14 protein-coding genes are annotated in these 18,120 nt (G+C 51.0%); 9 read left to right on the top strand and 5 right to left on the bottom strand.

Going from position 1 to position 18,120, the window contains the following annotated elements:
* Positions 1–48 precede the first annotated feature (48 nt).
* Together IX84_RS24285 and IX84_RS31480 are read left to right on the top strand one after the other, a co-directional pair.
* The gene (locus IX84_RS24285; protein WP_160213910.1) at positions 49–4,131 is read left to right on the top strand and encodes a two-component regulator propeller domain-containing protein; all 4,083 of its coding nucleotides are present in this window, start codon (positions 49–51) and stop codon (positions 4,129–4,131) included.
* Positions 4,132–4,253: 122 nt separating this feature from the next.
* Positions 4,254–5,480: a T9SS type A sorting domain-containing protein gene (locus IX84_RS31480; RefSeq protein WP_052516357.1), complete on the top strand. Its 1,227-nt coding sequence runs from the start codon at positions 4,254–4,256 to the stop codon at positions 5,478–5,480.
* 235 nt (positions 5,481–5,715) lie between these two features.
* Here the strand turns inward: IX84_RS31480 and gcvP are convergent, their stop codons facing one another.
* Entirely contained in the window at positions 5,716–8,601 is a 2,886-nt protein-coding gene (gene gcvP / locus IX84_RS24275; RefSeq protein ID WP_044226980.1) for an aminomethyl-transferring glycine dehydrogenase, read from the bottom strand.
* Positions 8,602–8,754: 153 nt separating this feature from the next.
* On the bottom strand, positions 8,755–10,050 hold the full coding sequence (locus IX84_RS24270; protein ID WP_044226977.1) for an NAD(P)/FAD-dependent oxidoreductase: 1,296 nt from the start codon (positions 10,048–10,050) through the stop codon (positions 8,755–8,757).
* 218 nt (positions 10,051–10,268) lie between these two features.
* Between IX84_RS24270 and IX84_RS24265 the strand changes: the two genes are divergently transcribed.
* From IX84_RS24265 to IX84_RS24250, 4 genes are all read left to right on the top strand, one after another.
* Entirely contained in the window at positions 10,269–10,853 is a 585-nt protein-coding gene (locus tag IX84_RS24265) for an FKBP-type peptidyl-prolyl cis-trans isomerase (protein WP_044227292.1), read from the top strand.
* Between the two features lie 90 nt (positions 10,854–10,943).
* Positions 10,944–11,255 carry a DUF6122 family protein gene (locus tag IX84_RS24260; RefSeq protein WP_044226972.1) on the top strand — a complete coding sequence of 104 codons (312 nt, stop codon included), beginning with the start codon at positions 10,944–10,946 and terminating at the stop codon, positions 11,253–11,255.
* A 45-nt stretch (positions 11,256–11,300) separates the two neighbouring features.
* On the top strand, positions 11,301–11,984 hold the full coding sequence (gene trmD / locus IX84_RS24255) for a tRNA (guanosine(37)-N1)-methyltransferase TrmD (protein ID WP_044226969.1): 684 nt from the start codon (positions 11,301–11,303) through the stop codon (positions 11,982–11,984).
* 15 nt (positions 11,985–11,999) lie between these two features.
* The gene (locus IX84_RS24250; RefSeq protein WP_152605219.1) at positions 12,000–12,395 is read left to right on the top strand and encodes a hypothetical protein; all 396 of its coding nucleotides are present in this window, start codon (positions 12,000–12,002) and stop codon (positions 12,393–12,395) included.
* A 256-nt stretch (positions 12,396–12,651) separates the two neighbouring features.
* On the opposite strand, the gene IX84_RS24240 is transcribed toward IX84_RS24250, so the two are convergent.
* Together IX84_RS24240 and IX84_RS24235 are read right to left on the bottom strand one after the other, a co-directional pair.
* Positions 12,652–14,226, bottom strand: a complete 1,575-nt coding sequence (locus tag IX84_RS24240; RefSeq protein ID WP_044226964.1) for a choice-of-anchor B family protein — start codon at positions 14,224–14,226, stop codon at positions 12,652–12,654.
* A gap of 5 nt (positions 14,227–14,231) precedes the next feature.
* Complete coding sequence (locus IX84_RS24235) at positions 14,232–14,714, bottom strand: DUF6495 family protein (protein ID WP_044226963.1); 483 nt, start codon at positions 14,712–14,714, stop codon at positions 14,232–14,234.
* Between the two features lie 98 nt (positions 14,715–14,812).
* Here IX84_RS24235 and IX84_RS24230 point away from each other — a divergent pair, with 98 nt between their 5' ends.
* Genes IX84_RS24230 through IX84_RS24220 form a run of 3 tightly spaced genes read left to right on the top strand, consistent with a single transcriptional unit; the run spans position 14,813 to position 17,565 of the window.
* Positions 14,813–15,655, top strand: a complete 843-nt coding sequence (locus IX84_RS24230; RefSeq protein ID WP_152605218.1) for a TerC family protein — start codon at positions 14,813–14,815, stop codon at positions 15,653–15,655.
* Positions 15,656–15,697: 42 nt separating this feature from the next.
* Positions 15,698–16,708: a DNA cytosine methyltransferase gene (locus IX84_RS24225; protein WP_044226961.1), complete on the top strand. Its 1,011-nt coding sequence runs from the start codon at positions 15,698–15,700 to the stop codon at positions 16,706–16,708.
* The gene (locus IX84_RS24220; protein WP_044226959.1) at positions 16,705–17,565 is read left to right on the top strand and encodes an NgoMIV family type II restriction endonuclease; all 861 of its coding nucleotides are present in this window, start codon (positions 16,705–16,707) and stop codon (positions 17,563–17,565) included. The genes IX84_RS24225 and IX84_RS24220 overlap by 4 nt, the downstream gene beginning before the upstream one ends.
* A 3-nt stretch (positions 17,566–17,568) precedes the next feature.
* On the opposite strand, the gene ilvN is transcribed toward IX84_RS24220, so the two are convergent.
* Positions 17,569–18,108: an acetolactate synthase small subunit gene (gene ilvN, locus IX84_RS24215; protein ID WP_044226955.1), complete on the bottom strand. Its 540-nt coding sequence runs from the start codon at positions 18,106–18,108 to the stop codon at positions 17,569–17,571.
* Between the last annotated feature and the right edge of the window lie 12 nt (positions 18,109–18,120).

Raw genomic sequence — 18,120 nt, 5'->3', positions numbered from 1 at the left:
AGTTTTGGACAGTCATTCATTGCACTAATGTCCAGTAACCCCCGGTTGATGAAATCTTCAAGCCCTGAAAAGCACTGGTACTTCCTTTATTTGGAGCCCGATTGGAGCCCTGTTTTTCCGCTAAGCGGTATGGTGCTCTTATGGCTTTTGGGGCTGTTGCCGAATGTAGGGCTTGCACAAACCCTAAACCTTCCCTTTGACCGTATCGGGGTGGAAGATGGTTTGCCTAACCCTTCCGTGCTTGATCTTATTCAGGATAGCCATGGTTTCCTTTGGATGGGCACCTACTCGGGGATCGCCCGCTACGATGGGTATGAAATGAAAACTTACCGGGCTGGTTATGGCGACCGCGACAGTATTCCTAACCGGGATTACCCTGTCCTGTGCCAAGGCCGGGAGGGGCGAATTTGGCTGGGGCTGTTGAATCAAAAGTGTAAATTGTATCAATACCGCCCCGAGCAGGACCGTTTCCTGCCCTATCAATTCGATACATTGGCTGAGCGAGGTCTTCTACCGGTGGAATCAGGCGTCAATTCCCTTTTTGAAGACCGGGAGGGGCGGCTTATTGTGGGGACGTATGACCATGGCGTATTCGTCATCACACCTGCCGGAACAGAAGGCGAAAGTCCTGCCGTGGCACAGTATACCCACGATGCCAATGATGCCAACTCTCTGATTTCTAATGCGGTCAGTGGGCAAATGTCACAGGATCAAAACGGATATATTTGGATTCCCACAGAGTCAGGGCTTTGCAGCTGGAACCCTGAAACCGGGCATTTTACTCCTTTACCCGGATATAGCTTCGGAGAGGGGTTTGAAAATTTTATCACACAGGCTTATTTCGATCCCCCTCATACCCTTTGGGCGGGCACGATGAACAAAGGTCTTTTACGCATCGATACACGCACCCGGTCAGTTCAGGCTTACCGGGCAGATACCGCTTCAACTCATGGGCTGAACTTTGATTATGTTAGCCGAATCGCAAAGGATAACAGGGGGCAACTATGGGTTCAATCCTATGGTGGAATTGGATTCCAAAATATTCAGCGGCTGGATATTTCAACAGGACGCTTCTTTGATGTTCGCAACCGGAATAAGTCATTCCGTGAGGGGAATATTTCTGATCTTATCGTTGATAAGACCGGGAATATATGGGTTTCCGCCTGGCAGTCCGGGGTGTTTAAGTTTGCCCCGCAATCCGAACATTTCCAGTTTCTTGAATTTCCATCAAGCGGTTCAAATGCAGCTCCCCCTGCGGTGGGTGATATCGAAGAGGACAGCAGAGGCAAGCTTTGGTTGGTTTCCTATACCAACGGTCTTGCGGAATGGGACCCTCGTAGCGGAGATTATTCGAAGGTGATTGATATCAGCCGGTTTCCGGTTGGGACGGGTAAAGGGCGTCTGTATTCCATTGGAGAATATGCGCCCGGGCGTTTGATTGTGGGTAACTCTGCCGGCGGGCTACTTTTGAATGCAGCCGAGGGCACCCTGGAGCAATGGGGCATTAATGATGAGGCGAGCTTTTCGCAGGTGTTCCCTTCGGATTCCGGGTTCTGGTGGGGTCTTAATTTTGATACTGGTGTGTACAAAATTTTTCCGGAAACCCGTACCTGGGAATTGGTTCTTTATAAAAACGGGCTCATAACCATTGAAACAGGGCCGGGAAACAGCCTCTTTCTGGGGCGTAATCAAAGCGGGCTGTATCATATTTCCGAAAAGGGAGAGGTACTGGCGGAACACCTTACTAATTATGGCATACAGGACATTCATTTCGATCAGGATGGCATCGCCTGGTTGTCTACGCATAGCAGTGGGCTGATCGGTTTTGATGTAAATAAAAAATCATTGATCCGACTGCCCGAAAAAACACATGAGGCAATCGGTCTTTGCCGTCAAATCCTGGAGGATGATTCAGGCTTCCTATGGATCAATACCGCCCGTGGCATTGTACAGTTTGACCCTTTTCGGTGTCAGGTATTGAATGCTTATGATGCCAGCACCTGGCTTCAGCCAGGACTGACCTGGTACCATCCTTATTCAAAAGGGGCTAAGCTCCGAAATGGCGCTTTGGCATTTGGGAGTGGGAGTGGTGCGTTGCTGTTTCACCCGGACAGCCTGAGTGTGGACACCTTGTCGCCAGAAGTGGTGCTGACCCGGTTGCACATCAATAATCAGGTGGCGACTCCCGGCCCCGGGCAACCGCTGCAGCAGGAACTGCCCTATACAGATCAGATTAAGCTGGGCCATCATCAAAATGACTTGTCCATTCACTTTAGCGCAGTGAATTATAAACCAACAGAACAGAATGTCTATCGTTACCGGCTGATGCCCATTGAGCAGGACTGGGAAACGGCCGGCGCCCGTAATTATGCTGTTTATAACGAACTGCCAGCAGGGCATTACACTTTTGAAGTTCAGGCGGCGAGCGGAGATGGTGCCTGGAGAGGTGCTGCCGCAACTTTGAGTATTCAAATTGCCCAGCCATGGTGGTGGACTTACGGGGCCCGGGTGCTTTATCTGCTCCTTGCGGCCGGAGTGGTGTTCCTGGTAGCCAGAGCGCTTCAACAACGCATTGAGGCTCGGCGTCTGCGCGAAATAAACGCCCTGCAATCTCACCTTTACACTAATATCACCCACGAATTCCGTACACCGCTTACCCTCATTCTTGGGCTGAGTGATCAACTCAAAAGCCAGTTGCCTTCTCCTGTCCAGCAAACGCTGCAACTTATCCGGTCAAATGGTGAGCAGCTTCTGCGCCTGGTTAATCAGCTGTTGGATTTATCGAGGCTGGATGCAGGGCAAGTACAGCTAATGCCAGTGCAATCGGATATTATGGTATTTCTGAAATATGTTGTGGCTTCTTTTGAAGGGCTGGCACGGGAAAAAGCAATTGAATTGACGTTTGAGGGGGAACCTGATTCCTTTTTTATGGATTTTGACCCTGGCTATTTGCAGCAGATTCTGGATAACCTCTTGTCTAACGCTGTAAAATTTACGCCCCGCAACGGGTCCATCACCCTTAGGGTGCTTGGTGACCGCCGGTACTTAAAGGTTGAAGTGGTCGATACCGGACCAGGAATTGCTCTGGCAGAGCAGGAGAAGATTTTCAACCGGTTTTATCAGGTGCGCGCAGCCGCCGCTTATAGCATACAAGGCACTGGAATCGGGCTGGCAGTGACCCGGGAGTTGGTGCAGCTCATGGGGGGCACGATACTGGTGGAAAGCGGACCGGAAAGCGGCTCTAGATTTACCGTAACTCTGCCCGTTACCCAAAAAGCGGAAATCCGGCAGGAGGTCAATCTCGCTCCCAAGCTGGCACCGGGTGCCTCCGATGAATCAGGCAACGCCCCGGAAGCAACAGATATCGGTAATAAGCAACCCACTGTATTGATTGTCGAAGACCATAAAGACTTGCGGCAGTACCTGAATTACTGCCTGAAGAGTGAGTATCAGGTATTGGAGGCAGGTAACGGGCAAGCCGGGCTGGAGCTGGCCATTTCGGAAATCCCCGATATTGTTGTCACGGATGTCATGATGCCCGAAATGGACGGCTATGCCATGTGCCAGGCATTGAAAGAGAACCCGTTGACCAGCCATATTCCCGTTATTATGCTTACCGCAAAGGCTGATGCGCCCTCGAGGCTGCACGGGCTGGAGTTGGGCGCTGAGGCTTATCTGGCTAAACCCTTCCTGCAAAAAGAGCTGCTGATCCGGGTAAGAAAGCTTTTGGAGTTGCGCCAACAGCTCAAAGAATTTTACGAGGGGCTAATCGAGGGTAGGATAACAGTCAGCCCTGAAGACCCTGAACAGGCTTTTCTTTCCGATGCCCGGTCATGCGTACTGGAGCATATTGATGTTCCTGCTTTTGGTGTGGAAGAGCTGGCAAGAGCATTGGCAGTCAGCCGTACGCAGCTCCACCGAAAGCTTACGCAGACTACCGGACATTCAGCTGGGCGCTTCATCCGGGACATTCGCCTCAGCGAAGCTAAAAAACGCTTGCAGCAAACAAACCATCCCATTAGCGAAATTGCTTACCAATGCGGGTTTAATGATCCCAATTACTTCGCCCGCCTGTTCCGGCAGGAAGAAGGTATGACGCCTACTGAATTCCGGGAAAATACCGGAAAATAAAGGCTTTTGAACATTTATGCTAGTATTTGGAACAAATGTCCAGTCCCGAAAATTGTGCTGCGCTTAGGTTTACGGCATTCAAAAATGCTAACGTTTATTCAAACCATTAAAACAACCTAAGCATGAAGCAAAAATACTTAATCCTCTTCCTCGCATTCGGGCTGTTCTGCACAGTGGCAGCTGCTCAGACCGTCGGCAGCTGTGACGGCGACCGTTTCATCAATGAAGTCTTTACGGAGGTTGAAATATCGACCATACAGTACGGTGAAAATGTCAATTACGGTGTGACGGAAGCACTCATTATGGATGTTTACGAACCGGAAGGAGACACCGCTGCTGCCCGGCCAGTCGCCATCTTTGCTCACGGTGGAGGCTTTATATTTGGCAGCCGTACAGAAATGGACTACCTCTGCACGGAATACACCAAAAGAGGCTATGTAGCAGCAACTATTGATTACCGGAAGCTACAGGTAACGGGCTTAGATTCCGTCAATGCAGCGGAAGGCCTGATCCGCTGTATGCAGGACATGAAAGCGGCAGTCCGTTATTTTCGCAATGACGCCATGACGGCCAACACCTACCGGGTGGATACGAATTTTATTTTCGTGGGTGGTTATTCTGCAGGGGCAATCGCAGCTTTGCATACCGCATACTGGGATGCCGAAGATATGGCCCCGGAATACATAGAACAACTCCTGATTACAGAAGGAGGCTTGGAAGGGCAGTCCAGCGATTTTATGAATGTATCCTCCTCCGTTCAGGGCGTTATTAACCTCAGCGGAGGGCTGATTGATGCAGATTGGGTAGCGGCTGATGAGCCCCCTCTTGCGAGCTATCATGGTACCGATGATGGTACCGTATTCATCAATACAGGATTAGCAGCAGGAGCACTGCTGCTCGAAGGCAGTGAAGTGATTCATGCCCGTGCAGATGAAGTAGGACTGAAGGATTACTTCTATAAACTGGAAGGCGGTGGGCATGACGGTATTTTTGAGGTTGGCCCTTTCGCAGAGGATTATAACACCTTTCTTGAGGAAACCTGGATGTTTCAGGAATCCATACTGTGCAGTGAGGTTTCTTCGGTTGGAGAATCATTGGCACAGCCAGACTTTGCCACGCTGGCGCCTAATCCGGTTCAGGGCCAGCTTTTCGTGGAGAATACCACCGGAGAAACCCTTAAGCTTCAACTTTTCAGTGCTGCTGGCGCATTGGTCTGGGATGGGCTTATCACCAGCTATAACGAATCAATTAACCTAAGCCACCTGTCTTCAGGAATATATTTCTATCGGTTGAGAACCCAAAGCCGGAAAGGATCGCAGCAGGGTAAATTAGTGGTTGCGCCCCGGTAGTTTTCACCGTCCCACAGCATACGAATAAACACCTAAAACCGTTTTCGGGCAGATGCTGATCCAGTATCTGCTCGTTACCCTGTAAACCCCAGTTTTAATGGCAGCCCAGTTGATGGTTCATCGGCAGGGCTGTCTTTTGGTGAATGGCTCCGATGGGCTTCCGGGAAAACAAATCACCCCCAGGCTCAACGAGAACCTGAGGGTGAAGTAGCTATAATCATTTGCTATCGAAATCCTAGCCTAGCGCATCCTCCTCATAAGCCGCCATCGGCGGGCAGGTGCAAACCAGGTTGCGGTCGCCGAAGGCATTGTCTACGCGGCCTACGCTGACCCAAAACTTATGCTCGAAGCGCAAGTGGGGTAGAGGGAAAGCCGCTTTGGACCGGGAGTAAGGCAGGTGCCAATCATCCATGGTGATCAGCTGCAGGGCGTGTGGGGCGTTGACCAGCACGTTGTTGTCCTCGGCAGCTTCGCCCCGGGCAATCTCATCGATCTCCTCCCGAATGCAAAGCATGGCATCGCAGAAGCGGTCGAGCTCGTCTTTGCTTTCACTTTCCGTAGGCTCGACCATAATGGTGCCGGGCACCGGCCAGGAAAGGGTGGGGGCGTGGAAACCGTAGTCGATCAGACGCTTGGCCACATCCTCTGCGGAAGCCACCGATTTGTAGGGGCGCAGGTCAATGATGAGCTCGTGGGCGGAGTGGCCGTATCTGCCGGTGAAGAGCACATCATAGGCGCTTTCAAGGCGGGCTTTGATGTAATTGGCATTCAGGATGGCTGCTTTTGAGGCATCCGTGAGCCCCTTCTTGCCCAGCATTCTGATGTAAGCGTAAGAAATCAGGAGTATGCTGGCACTGCCAAATGGCGCTGCGCTGACTGCTCCGATGCCCTGATTTCCGCCAGTTTGAATCACGCTGTGGTTAGGGAGGAAGGGCTTCAGGCTTTCGTTGACGCAAATCGGACCCATGCCGGGGCCACCGCCACCGTGTGGGATGGCAAAAGTCTTGTGCAGGTTGAGGTGGCAAACATCGGCATCAATAATGCCCGGACTTGTCAGGCCGACCTGCGCGTTCATATTGGCACCGTCCATGTAGACTTTACCGCCGTTATCGTGGATGATTTTACAGATTTCCTGAATTTCAGTCTCAAATACACCGTGGGTAGACGGATAGGTGACCATCAGAGCGGACAGCTCATTGCTATGCTTCTCTGCTTTTGCGCGGAGGTCTTCCAGGTCGATATTCCCCTGATTATCACACTTCACAACTACGACTTTCATGCCTGCCATGACTGCGCTTGCCGGGTTGGTACCGTGAGCAGAGTCCGGGATGAGCGCCACATTGCGGTGAAAGTCGCTGTTGGCTTCGTGGAAGGCACGGATGGTCAGCAAGCCGGCGTACTCGCCCTGTGCGCCCGAATTGGGCTGTAAAGAACAAGCGGCAAAGCCGGTAATTTCGCTCAGCCAGGCTTCCAGTTCGCGGAAGATTTGGAAATAACCTGCTGCCTGATCGACAGGAGCAAAAGGGTGGACGTTGGCAAACTCTGGCCAGCTTACCGGGATCAGTTCTGTAGCCGCATTCAGTTTCATGGTACAGCTACCTAAAGGGATCATCGAATGCATGAGGGACAAGTCCTTGTTTTCCAGTGACTTGAGGTAGCGCATCATTTCCGTTTCGGTATGATAGCTGTTGAATTTCGGATGCGTCAGATAGCCGGAGGAACGCTCCAGTGCAGTTGGCAATTGAAGCCCTTCTTTCACTTCTGCTGTGAAGCTGGCAGGTTGCTCTTTCACTTTAGCGAAAAGTGCAGCGAGGCGCTCAATTTCTGCGAGGTTTACCGTCTCGTCCAGGCTGATTTGTATGCTGTCTTCGGTATACCAGAAGTTGGTCTCCTGATTCAGAGCTTCAGTTTTGATGGCCTGAATAAGCCCGGCGTCCGCTTTGATGCTCAGGGTGTCGAAGTAATGCCCATTCTGCTGCTCATAACCCAGAGCTTGCAGGTTTTGGTCCAGAATCTTTGCGAGTTCATGTACCCGGCGGGCAATGGCTTTGATGCCTTTAGGCCCGTGGTATACAGCGTACATGCTAGCCATTACAGCCAGAAGTGCCTGTGCGGTGCAGATATTTGAGGTCGCTTTCTCCCGGCGGATGTGCTGCTCGCGGGTCTGAAGTGCCATACGGTAGGCAGCCTGTCCATGCCGGTCCACAGAAACCCCAATGATGCGCCCGGGAATCTGCCGCTTAAATTGCTCACGTGTGGCAAAGAAAGCAGCATGCGGGCCACCGTAGCCCATGGGGACTCCAAAACGCTGCGTATTGCCTACCACAGCATCTGCGCCCCATTCACCAGGAGGGGTGAGCAGGGCAAGGCTGAGGATATCGGCTGCAACAGTCAGGTAGACCTCCTTGTCATTGGCTTGTTCTGCCAGTGCCCGGTAATCCTCTACCTTACCGGTACGGTCCGGATACTGCAGCAGCATACCGAAGACTTTATCTGTCAATTCAAATGACTTCCAGTTGCCTACCACTACTTCAATATCAAGTGGCTTAGCGCGGGTCATCAATACCTCAATGGTTTGTGGCAGGACGGTATCGGCAACGAGGAACTGATTGATGGCTTCCCCTTTGTTGCGTTTGTTCTTCTGGCTGTAGAACATCGTCATTGCCTCCGCTGCAGCCGTGCCTTCGTCCAGGAGTGAAGCATTAGCGATCGGCAGAGCCGTGAGATCGCTCACCATGGTCTGGAAGTTGAGCAATGCCTCCAGGCGGCCCTGGGATATTTCAGCCTGATAAGGGGTGTACTGTGTGTACCAGCCCGGATTTTGGAAGACGTTGCGGAGAATAACCGAAGGCGTGATCGTGCCGTGGTAGCCCATGCCGATGTAGGTTTTGTAAACCTTGTTCTTGGCAGCGGTGCGCTTCAGCTCGTTGAGGAAGTCAAATTCCGTCAGGGCTTCCGGCAGGTCCATTTCCTTTTTCAGGCGGATTTTGTCCGGCACAGTCTCGTCGATAAGCTGATCCAGTGACGGTACGCCAATAGTTTCAAGCATTTTCGGCAGATCCCTATTAGAAACCCCGTTGTGGCGGGTCACAAACTGATCGAAGGAGGTGGTGTGTTTCATTATCCGTCGCTTGTATTGTTATATTCGGTTAGGATTTTTGGAATGGAGCTCATGCCCCGCACCGTGATTTTGAGCCGCAAAGGTACGACTTTTTTCTGTCCGCCTAACAAGCAATCCGGAATTTGGGTTGCTCCTTTTTATGTAAAAATTCCATCATTCCCGTGCGACGTCCGCAGGGCCTTCCTTGGGGCGGATGATTAGGCGCAGGGATTGGTCGTAAGTTAGGTAGTTCCAGACCCAGTTGAGGAATATGGACACTTTGTTTTTGGCTCCCAAAATCTGGAAGAGGTGTACAAACAGCCATATCAACCATGCGAAAGCCCCCTGGAATTTAAAGCCGGGCAGGTCGGCTACGGCACGGTTGCGGCCGATAGTGGCCATAGAACCGAGATCCTTGTAGGAGAAAGGTTCCATTTCTTTGCCCTTTGATAGCCTTTTGAAGTTTTTGCCCAATTGTTTGGCGTGCTGCATCGCAGCCTGTGCCACCTGTGGGTGCCCTTTGGGGTAGTCGGGCTCTTCCATGTAAGCAATATCGCCAATGGCAAAAATATCCTGCGTGCCCTGTACCCGGTTGAAGCGGTCTACGGCGAGCCTGCGGCCTTTTACTAACGCTTCATCTGGCAGCCCCGGCATTTTATTGCCTGCTACACCGGCTGCCCAGATGAGCTTATGGGTAGTGATTTTTGAATCGTCGCTCAGTGTGGCGTACGCTCCATCAAATCCGGTGACCATAGCATTTAGCTGAACCTTAACGTCCAGCCCCTCGAGAAATTCCTGCGCTTTTTGGGCGGCTTCTTCCGACATGCCCAACAGCAGCCGGTCAGCCCCTTCCACCAGGTGGATGTCAATCTCATCGGTATTCAGCTGTGGGTAGTCCTTGGGGAGGACATAACGCTTCATTTCCGCCAGAGCGCCTGCTACTTCCACACCAGTAGGCCCTCCACCAACGATGACGATGTCAATCAGTTGTTGCCGTTTTTCGTAGTCCGTTACGGATAGCGCGATTTCATAATCGGTGAGGATACGGTTGCGCAGGTGCAGCGCTTCTGAAACGGATTTCATGGGCAGGGCTTTTTGTTCAATTTCCTCATTGCCAAAGAAATTGGTGTCTGCGCCAATGGCCAGGACCAGATAATCGTAGTTGCAGATGCCGAGTGGGGTATGGAGCTGCTTTTGGTCCGTGTCCACCCGTTCCACCTCCGTTACCCGGATGAAGATGTTCTTTTCGCCCTGAAAAGCTTTCCGGAAGGGAAAAACGATGGAGCTGGGCTCCAGACCGGACATGGCCACCTGGTAAAACAGCGGTTGGAACTGATGATAGTTGTTTTTATCGATCAGAACGACCTGGTAGTTTTGTTTTTTGAGTTCGCGGGCAAGGGTCAGCCCACCAAATCCACCGCCTACAATAACGATGCGTTCCTGGTCGGATTCAGGTATGTTAATTTTCATAAAGTGAGATCTGTCGTAAAAAAGTCTACGGTATTGAAAGGGCTTATCCGGGTCAATGTTTGCAGCTTTTTTTACCTGGGTTATTGAAAGCGTTATAATTTTCTTTTCTTCGCAGCGTTTCAGCAGAACAGAAAATCAAAGTATTTATGAATAAAACAATTCTATCAGTCCTTATGTTAGCAGGGCTGTTCACAATGACCACAGCAAAAGCACAGGAAATGGATTCACTTAGCTACGCACTGGGCGTACTTTTAGCGCAGAACCTGCAGAACCAGGGCTTTGACAACCTGGACGAAACGTCTATGACTACGGCGATTCACGATGTACTGGCGGGCAACGAGCCTAAGTTTACAGCGGAGGAGGCCAATCAGGTCGTTCAGCAGTACATGATGAAAAAGCAGCAGGCAAAGCACGCCGATGCAATCGAAGCGGGCAAGGCTTTCCTGGCTGAAAATGCTAAGCGCGAGGAAGTAAAGGTTACAGATAGTGGCTTGCAGTACGAAGTGCTCAAGGAAGGCAACGGCCCTAAGCCTACCGAAACCAGCAAGGTGAAAGTCCATTACCACGGCACACTTACCGATGACACTGTGTTTGACAGTTCCGTAGAGCGTGGCGAGCCTACTTCATTTGGGGTAAATCAGGTCATCAAAGGCTGGACGGAAGCGCTGCAGCTTATGCCTCAGGGGTCTAAGTGGAAGTTGTATATTCCATCTGATCTGGCTTACGGGCCGCGTGGCGCCGGCGGCAAGATCGGCCCATACGAAACCCTGATTTTCGAAGTGGAACTGCTGGAAATCCAGTAAGCCCTTTCAGGATAAGAAAATGTCGACAGGTGCTTCCGGGATAGCCGGGAGTGCCTGTTGTGTTTTACAGCATCGAAAAATTGCTTGGAAATGGCATTGCTCCAACCGCTGGTCCACTACAGCCTGCACTTTCTGGCGCCCGGCTTATTGGCTTACCTGTTTTTCCGTTCCCAATGGCAGCGGGCGTGGCTGATCATGCTCGCTACTATGCTCGTAGACCTGGACCATCTGCTGGCAGACCCTATCTTTGATCCGGGGCGCTGCAGTATTGGCTTCCACCCGTTGCATTCCTATCCGGCTATCGGTGCTTACTTTTTGCTGCTATTCTTGCCCAAAACACGAATTGTAGCGGTCGGTTTGTTATTTCATATGCTGACCGATTATCAGGACTGTTTGTGGTAGGGCGGACTTCCGTCCGAATTGCTACATTTGCAGAAAAAAGGGAACATGCGCATCGACATCATCACCGTTTTGCCGGAGCTTTTGGAAAGCCCGCTCAGCCACTCCATCATGCAACGGGCGCAGGACAAAGGCCTGCTGGAGGTACACTTGCAGAATCTGAGGGAATATGGCATCGGCAAGCACCGGCAGGTAGATGACTACCAATACGGCGGTGGAGCAGGTATGGTGATGATGCTGGAGCCCCTGGTCAACTGCATTGAGGACCTGCAATCTCAACGTGCCTACGATGAGATCATCTACATGACCCCTGATGGGGAACGCCTGCACCAAGGCCTGTCCAACCGCCTTTCTCTAAAGGAAAACCTGATGATCATCTGCGGGCATTACAAAGGCATTGACGAGCGCATCCGGGAGCATTTGGTGACGATGGAGATTTCCATTGGTGATTTTGTGCTCTCGGGGGGCGAGTTGCCTGCTGCAGTGCTGGTAGATTCGATCGGGCGCCTGCTGCCGGGAGTATTGAATGATGAAACTTCGGCTTTGTTGGATTCTTTTCAGGACAATCTACTAGCGCCACCTGTGTACACGCGCCCGGAGGAGTTTAGGGGATGGAAAGTACCAGACATCCTTAAGTCCGGCAATTTCAAAAAGATTGAAGAATGGCGGATGGACAAGGCGGTGGAGCGCACCCGTGCCCGTCGCCCGGATTTGCTGGAGGGGGAGGAGTAGGATATGTTTTCCCGGATGAAATACTTGTTGCTTCTGCTCTTACCCTACCTGATTATGGTAGTGGTCAATGAGGTTTCCCGATGGCGGCAGCCTGGTGTATTCAAGTACAAAGGCGGCGTTACCTATGGCGTTTCCATTCCTGCCATCAACCCCTCTGAAGGCGACCCGGACCGCTGTACCTGGCGTTGTCATGATGATACTGAATACTGCCTCAATCACCATGTTGAGCATCCACCTGCGGAGTGGTTGAAAGGGGCTTACTTTGGGATTATCCGGTTACTGGCTGGTACTGGGGCTTATGGGCTGTCGAATGTTTTATTGCTTGGGGCGGGGTGGCCATTTATGATGTTGCTGCTATTGATTGGCGTGGTCCGAATGCGGCGAAAAATCAAATCACTTCGGTATGAGTAGTGGTATGGAATGGATTATTAGGGCTTATGTGTATTGTACTGATTTTATAATCAATGTGGCCAATGGCACGGGTTTGTCTTATTTTGAGGTGAATGCGTTGCTTTTTATACTGGTTTGGCCTGTTGTTTCCCTGGGGCTGCTGGGGTATTGGGTTTGGCTTTGTTTTCGGTATTGGCAGCTCGAAAAGGAGATTCACCCATAGAAGAGAGTTGCAGGCTAAGCAAGCTTAACAAAACCAAGCTTGCAAGATTACGGACTAACGAAAAACGACAGGGGCAGTGGTAAGTATTGCTCCCTGCGAAGCATAGACCACAAAAAGATATTGTCCGGCCGGAATGCTGCTTCGTTCTACGCGCAGCTGATTTTTGGGTAGCGCAGGCCAACTTTTCAGGACTTTCCCTTCTGTAGACAGTAATGCCGCAGTAGCGCCTTTCGGCAAATCCGGAAGGTCGATGGTGAGTTGCTGCGTGGCGGGGACAGGGTAGGTGCGGACCTGGTATTTTTGCCGCTCGTTTTGAGTAGCAGTGCTGATGGGGCTAAGCGCTACTGTGAATTCGGTACCGGTGCCGGGTTCTATGTCCACTTCGAGGGTTTTGGTCACGTAGCCACTTCGGGTGACCTGCAGGGTGATACTGCTGGACAAGGTGCCGGAAGCAAAGGCGCCGTCAAAATCTGTAGTCAGTGCGAACCCTGGTAGTTCAGGGGCAGTGATAACAGCATTGACGATGGGGGCGCCAGTCAAACTATCGATGACTTGCCCGTAATACCGATTGGCTTGGGTGTTGTTAAACTCCCAAACGTAAAGACCGTCTTCCCGATTGCCGCCTATGATTTTGCCGGAAGGCAGATAGGGGCAAGCCGACCAAAGCCCACTGAAGCCGCCGCTCTGACCGGGGTAGGTGTCGAAGTAGCCAACTTCCACTGGGACTTCTGGGTCTGCAATATCGAGCACGCGCAGACCTTCTGTATTGTGGGTGATAAACATGAAGTCGCCCCGGATGTACGGGTTGTGCACCAGGCTTTGGATATTGGCGGTGTAGGTAGCAACTTGTACCGGCTCGGTAAGGTCAGAAATGTCATACATACGAGCCACAAGCCCATCCTGCTCATCACACAGGAAGAGGTAGTTCATATCCAGCGTAGTGGTCATGCTATGGGTATTTCCGCCGGGATAAGACATTCGGTTGAGGAGCACTGGGTTTGCCGGGTCGGAAATATCTAAAACATCCATAGTTCCTTCAAAGAAAGCGGCTGCGAAGAGGATATCTCCTCTGACGTGGCAGTCGTGGATGTAGTACCCCGGCTGATAAAGCCCCACCTGCTGAGGATTGACCGGGTCTGAGACATCAATGATATGCACCCCGGAAGTGGTGGTGGTCCCGCAGACAAACACGTAGGGCTGTTCCTGAAAAATGTCCTTTTGTATGATGTGCCCCCGGTTGAATTGGGAGTTATAGGTTGTCACTAAGGAAGCGTTCTGAGGCAATCCACTCAAATCAATGACCTGCATGCCGGGATGGGGATTGGCACCGCCTTCTGTCACGACATAGGCATGGTCGCTTACTACCGTGATTTCCCGCCAGTTGGAAGGCGGGCCGGGAATGAATGCGCGTTCCGTGAGGCTGCCATTGGTACCGATTTCGACGACAGCAGTGCCGGTCTGTGCACCCAACAGGGCATATTCAGTGCCATCAGCCCCCACATAGCTCCAGGAACCTGAAGCCCGCCCGTCACCAGGGTTGTACTGACCGAAAAGGCTGACATTCAGCGCATCTTGTGCACCCGCGAAGATGGAAAGCAATAGCAGGCTTGCAAAAGTAAGGAGGCGCATAGGGTTTATGCTTTTAGGGATTCCAAAGATTTGAACAGCGCACCATCCCGGGAGATGAGGGCTCCTCCTTCCATAAGGTGAAAGATTTCCATTTTTCGGGACTCGGCGTATTTTTTCTCGGCAGTGTAGAGCTTGAGCCTGGCGCCGGTTAGCTTCAGCTGCTCCTGCATTTGCTGCGGACTTTGTTGCTGAGTAAGGTCGACGGAAGACTCGCCTTCAATTTTCAGCCCATTCATCTCCGCTTGTTCTTCCCCGAAGCGGAAGGCCTTCAGGTCGTGCGGTGTTTTATGTTCCAGGTACTCCACATCCTCCAGCACCTTATCGAAGACCATATCGCTGAAAATTTCGATCAGGCGGTCGGCTTTGTCGTTATCCTCCTCTTTGATTTTTTTCCAATCATCGGCCGTTACCTGATTGGCAGCGAGGAAGTTGATGAATTCCTTTTCCAGTTCCTTTAGCTCCTCATTACGTAGGCGGCGGTACTTCATGTCGTCGCTTTTTTTGTAAAGGTAAAAAATGAAAGGAGGGCCTGCCCCATAGCTAAGCGGGATTTTCGTAAACTTGCGGTCAGAAAAACTGATGCACCATGGATTTTATCATGCCCGATTTTGCCAGCGGAGCCGTTTGGATGAGCCTGCTGACGCTTACTTTTCTGGAAATTGTACTGGGAATTGACAACATCATCTTCATTTCCATTGCTTCCGGCAAACTGCCGGAGGAAGAGCGCCCCAAAGCCACCAATATTGGGCTGATTCTGGCTATGGTGCTGCGCATTGTGCTGCTGTTTGGGGTGTCTGTTCTGGTGGCTATGGAAGAGCCCTGGTTCGAGATTCATACTTCATGGATGCATGGTGGGTTTTCCGGGCAGAGCATCATTCTCATCATAGGCGGGCTGTTCCTGCTGTACAAAAGCACCACCGAGATCCGCCACAAGCTTGAGGAAGAAGACCCGCACGATGAGACTCCGAAAGGCAAGGCATCCCTGACGAACGTGATCATTCAGATCACCCTTATCAACATCGTATTCTCCTTTGATTCCATCCTGACTGCGGTAGGTATGACGAATGGGGTGACCGGTGCGTTGATGATCATGATCATTGCCGTGGTAGTTTCTGTGCTCATCATGATGCTGTTTGCCAATCCGGTGGCTAGTTTTGTCAACAAAAACCCAACCATACAAATGCTGGGCATGGCCTTCCTGATCCTGATCGGCTTCATGCTGATTGCCGAAGGCGCACATTTGGCGCACTTTTCAATTGCCGGTTCAGAAGTGGGCACAATCCCAAAGGGCTACCTCTACTTTGCCATTACTTTTTCCCTTTTTGTGGAGTTCCTCAACATGCGGCTGCGGGCGGATCGCAAGAAAGCACCGGTACAACTTCATGGCTACACGGAGGATGCCCGGCGGGAGGGGATTTTGGAGGATTAGATTTTTTGAAACAAAAAGTGTATTTTAGCTGAAATGTTTTAAATGAGTGCGATTAATAATCAGCTAACATCGTTGGAAATCTGTGCAGGTGCAGGAGGGCAAGCCATTGGTTTGGAATCAGCGGGATTCGATCATGTTGCATTAGTTGAAGTAGATCATCATGCCTGTAATACACTCAGGTATAACCGTCCTTCGTGGAACGTTATCGAAGATGATGTCCGTAAGTTTGATGGCAAGCCTTTCAAAGGAATTGATCTTTTTGCCGGGGGCGTTCCGTGCCCGCCATTTTCAGTGGCGGGCAAACAGTTGGGGTGGGATGATGAACGGGATTTATTCCCTGATGCTCTTCGGCTGGTGGAAGAAACCGGTCCAAAAGCTGTGATGATTGAGAACGTCAAAGGTTTGATGAGCAAGAAGTTCGCAAACTACCGGAAGCAAATACTTCGTAAGCTTGAGCAACTTGGGTATCTGGGAGATTGGAAATTGGTTTATGCTGCTGATTACGGCGTGCCTCAGTTGCGTCCCCGCGCCATATTGGTTGCACTAAAGGAAGCGTACTGGCCCTATTTTAACTGGCCGTCACAGACAGAAGAAAAAAGGCACACTGTTGGAGAGGCACTTTATCAGCAAATGAAGTCCAATGGATGGGAAGGTGCAGCAGCCTGGAAAAACAAAGCAAATGCTATTGCACCGACTATCGTGGGAGGGTCGAAGAAGCATGGAGGCGCAGACCTCGGACCCACAAGGGCAAAGAAGGCTTGGCTTGAGCTGGGGGTCAACGGGAAAAGCCTGGCAGATGAACCCCCCGGACCTGGTTTCGAAGGAACACCTAAACTGACCGTCCGGATGGCAGCTATCATTCAGGGCTTCCCGGAGGAGTGGGTGTTTACCGGAAAAAAAACGGCCTCTTACCGGCAGGTTGGCAATGCTTTTCCGCCTCCTGTTGCTAAGGTCATAGGAGGAGCGATCGCTTCTGCTTTGCGGAAAGAACAAGTTTTCGATAAACCAGGAATTGAACTTGAATTTGCATTCTCTGAAATCACAAAAAAATGATTGGTGGGTTGATTTCTTCCGAAAGATCCAGGTTTCATCAACGGCTTTTAGATGAACTGATCTTCACAAATAAAGAAGGTGTTCCCAACTTTGCGGACAATAGTCAGGTGTTTAGCCGGGAGGTTGCAAGCCACATTTATACAGCTATTGGAGGTGAGTCAAAAGAAGGTCGACTTTCCGGGCAAACACTTGGCAATCAATTCGAGGTCTTTACCAGTGCGTACCTTGAAGCAACATTTTTGAAGTTGAGCCACCTCCGTCCTGGAAAATGGACGATTGAACAGGTAAGGTCAAGAGCCTCTGAGTCTATTGCCCGGTTTGAGCAATACGCTCATCTCATTGACCTGAAAGCACTTGCAACGAACAATCAGGTGCTGGCCGCAGCGTTGGGCAATGATTATTCTATTTCTCCGGACATAGTCATTTTAAGGGATCCGGAAGGCGATGACCACATCAACCTTTATGATACACTGGTTGATGGTAATGCCAACAGGCAGAGTTCTTTGAGGAAAAGTGCCAATTCAGCCCCCATTTTGCACGCAAGTATATCTTGTAAATGGACCTTGCGAAGCGACCGGGCACAGAATGCAAGGTCAGAAGCTTTAAACCTTCTAAGAAATCGTAAAGGGCGTTCGCCGCATATTGTTATCGTTACTGCGGAACCTACCCCCAGCCGGATCAGCTCTATTGCATTAGGAACCGGTGATATTGATTGTGTTTACCACTTTGCGCTATACGAGTTACAACAGGCTGTACAGGATATAGGAAATGATGACAATCAACAACTCCTTAACATCATGATTGAAGGCAAGCGGCTTAAAGATATTTCAGACCTGCCACTTGATCTAGCTGTGTGATGCCTAAGTATTGGTTTGTTCTATTTCTAACTCCTGTAGATACCGGTTCAACCGTTCCATAGGCTTCACAATCGCCACCCGGCCGGAGCGGACGAACTCGTAGATGCCGATTTTCTCCAGCTCATGGAAGAACGCGGTAGTCTCATGCTCATGGCCCGTCTTTTCGAGGACGATAAACTCCGGTTCAATTACCAGCACACGGGCATTGTGCTTGCGGATCAGGTGCTCTACATTTTCGCTGTTGCTGAAGACATGGGTAGGCACCTTGTAGAGGGCGATTTCCTGGTAGACGACCTCCTCGGAAGTGTAATAAAAGGCCTTAAGTACATCGACTTGCTTTTCGAGCTGGGCGACGAGTTTCCTGACCATTTCTTCCGTAACCTGGACCACGATGGTGAAACGGTGGATGTCCGGCTGGGAAGACTGACTGGTGGTAAGGCTCTCGATATTGATATGGCGGCGGCTGAAGACGGAAACCACCCGTGACATCAGGCCGCTGTAGTTCTCTGTGAAAACCGTTATGGTGAATTGTTGCTTTTCCATTGTGATTTGGGT

The organism is Phaeodactylibacter xiamenensis (assembly GCF_000759025.1).
GTDB lineage: Bacteria > Bacteroidota > Bacteroidia > Chitinophagales > Saprospiraceae > Phaeodactylibacter > Phaeodactylibacter xiamenensis.
Note: the sequence above shows the minus strand (reverse complement) of the source record. Positions and strands in the feature narration are given on the sequence as shown.

Excerpts from the sequence above, each read along its gene's own strand:
- gcvP (WP_044226980.1), bottom strand. The coding sequence starts at position 8,601 with ATGAAACACACCACCTCCTTCGATCAGTTTGTGACCCGCCACAACGGG.
- IX84_RS24260 (WP_044226972.1), top strand. The coding sequence starts at position 10,944 with ATGGCATTGCTCCAACCGCTGGTCCACTACAGCCTGCACTTTCTGGCG.
- IX84_RS24225 (WP_044226961.1), top strand. The coding sequence starts at position 15,698 with ATGAGTGCGATTAATAATCAGCTAACATCGTTGGAAATCTGTGCAGGT.
- IX84_RS24230 (WP_152605218.1), top strand. The coding sequence starts at position 14,813 with ATGGATTTTATCATGCCCGATTTTGCCAGCGGAGCCGTTTGGATGAGC.
- trmD (WP_044226969.1), top strand. The coding sequence starts at position 11,301 with ATGCGCATCGACATCATCACCGTTTTGCCGGAGCTTTTGGAAAGCCCG.
- IX84_RS24285 (WP_160213910.1), top strand. The coding sequence starts at position 49 with ATGAAATCTTCAAGCCCTGAAAAGCACTGGTACTTCCTTTATTTGGAG.
- IX84_RS24240 (WP_044226964.1), bottom strand. The coding sequence starts at position 14,226 with ATGCGCCTCCTTACTTTTGCAAGCCTGCTATTGCTTTCCATCTTCGCG.
- ilvN (WP_044226955.1), bottom strand. The coding sequence starts at position 18,108 with ATGGAAAAGCAACAATTCACCATAACGGTTTTCACAGAGAACTACAGC.
- IX84_RS24270 (WP_044226977.1), bottom strand. The coding sequence starts at position 10,050 with ATGAAAATTAACATACCTGAATCCGACCAGGAACGCATCGTTATTGTA.
- IX84_RS31480 (WP_052516357.1), top strand. The coding sequence starts at position 4,254 with ATGAAGCAAAAATACTTAATCCTCTTCCTCGCATTCGGGCTGTTCTGC.
- IX84_RS24250 (WP_152605219.1), top strand. The coding sequence starts at position 12,000 with ATGAAATACTTGTTGCTTCTGCTCTTACCCTACCTGATTATGGTAGTG.
- IX84_RS24220 (WP_044226959.1), top strand. The coding sequence starts at position 16,705 with ATGATTGGTGGGTTGATTTCTTCCGAAAGATCCAGGTTTCATCAACGG.
- IX84_RS24265 (WP_044227292.1), top strand. The coding sequence starts at position 10,269 with ATGGATTCACTTAGCTACGCACTGGGCGTACTTTTAGCGCAGAACCTG.
- IX84_RS24235 (WP_044226963.1), bottom strand. The coding sequence starts at position 14,714 with ATGAAGTACCGCCGCCTACGTAATGAGGAGCTAAAGGAACTGGAAAAG.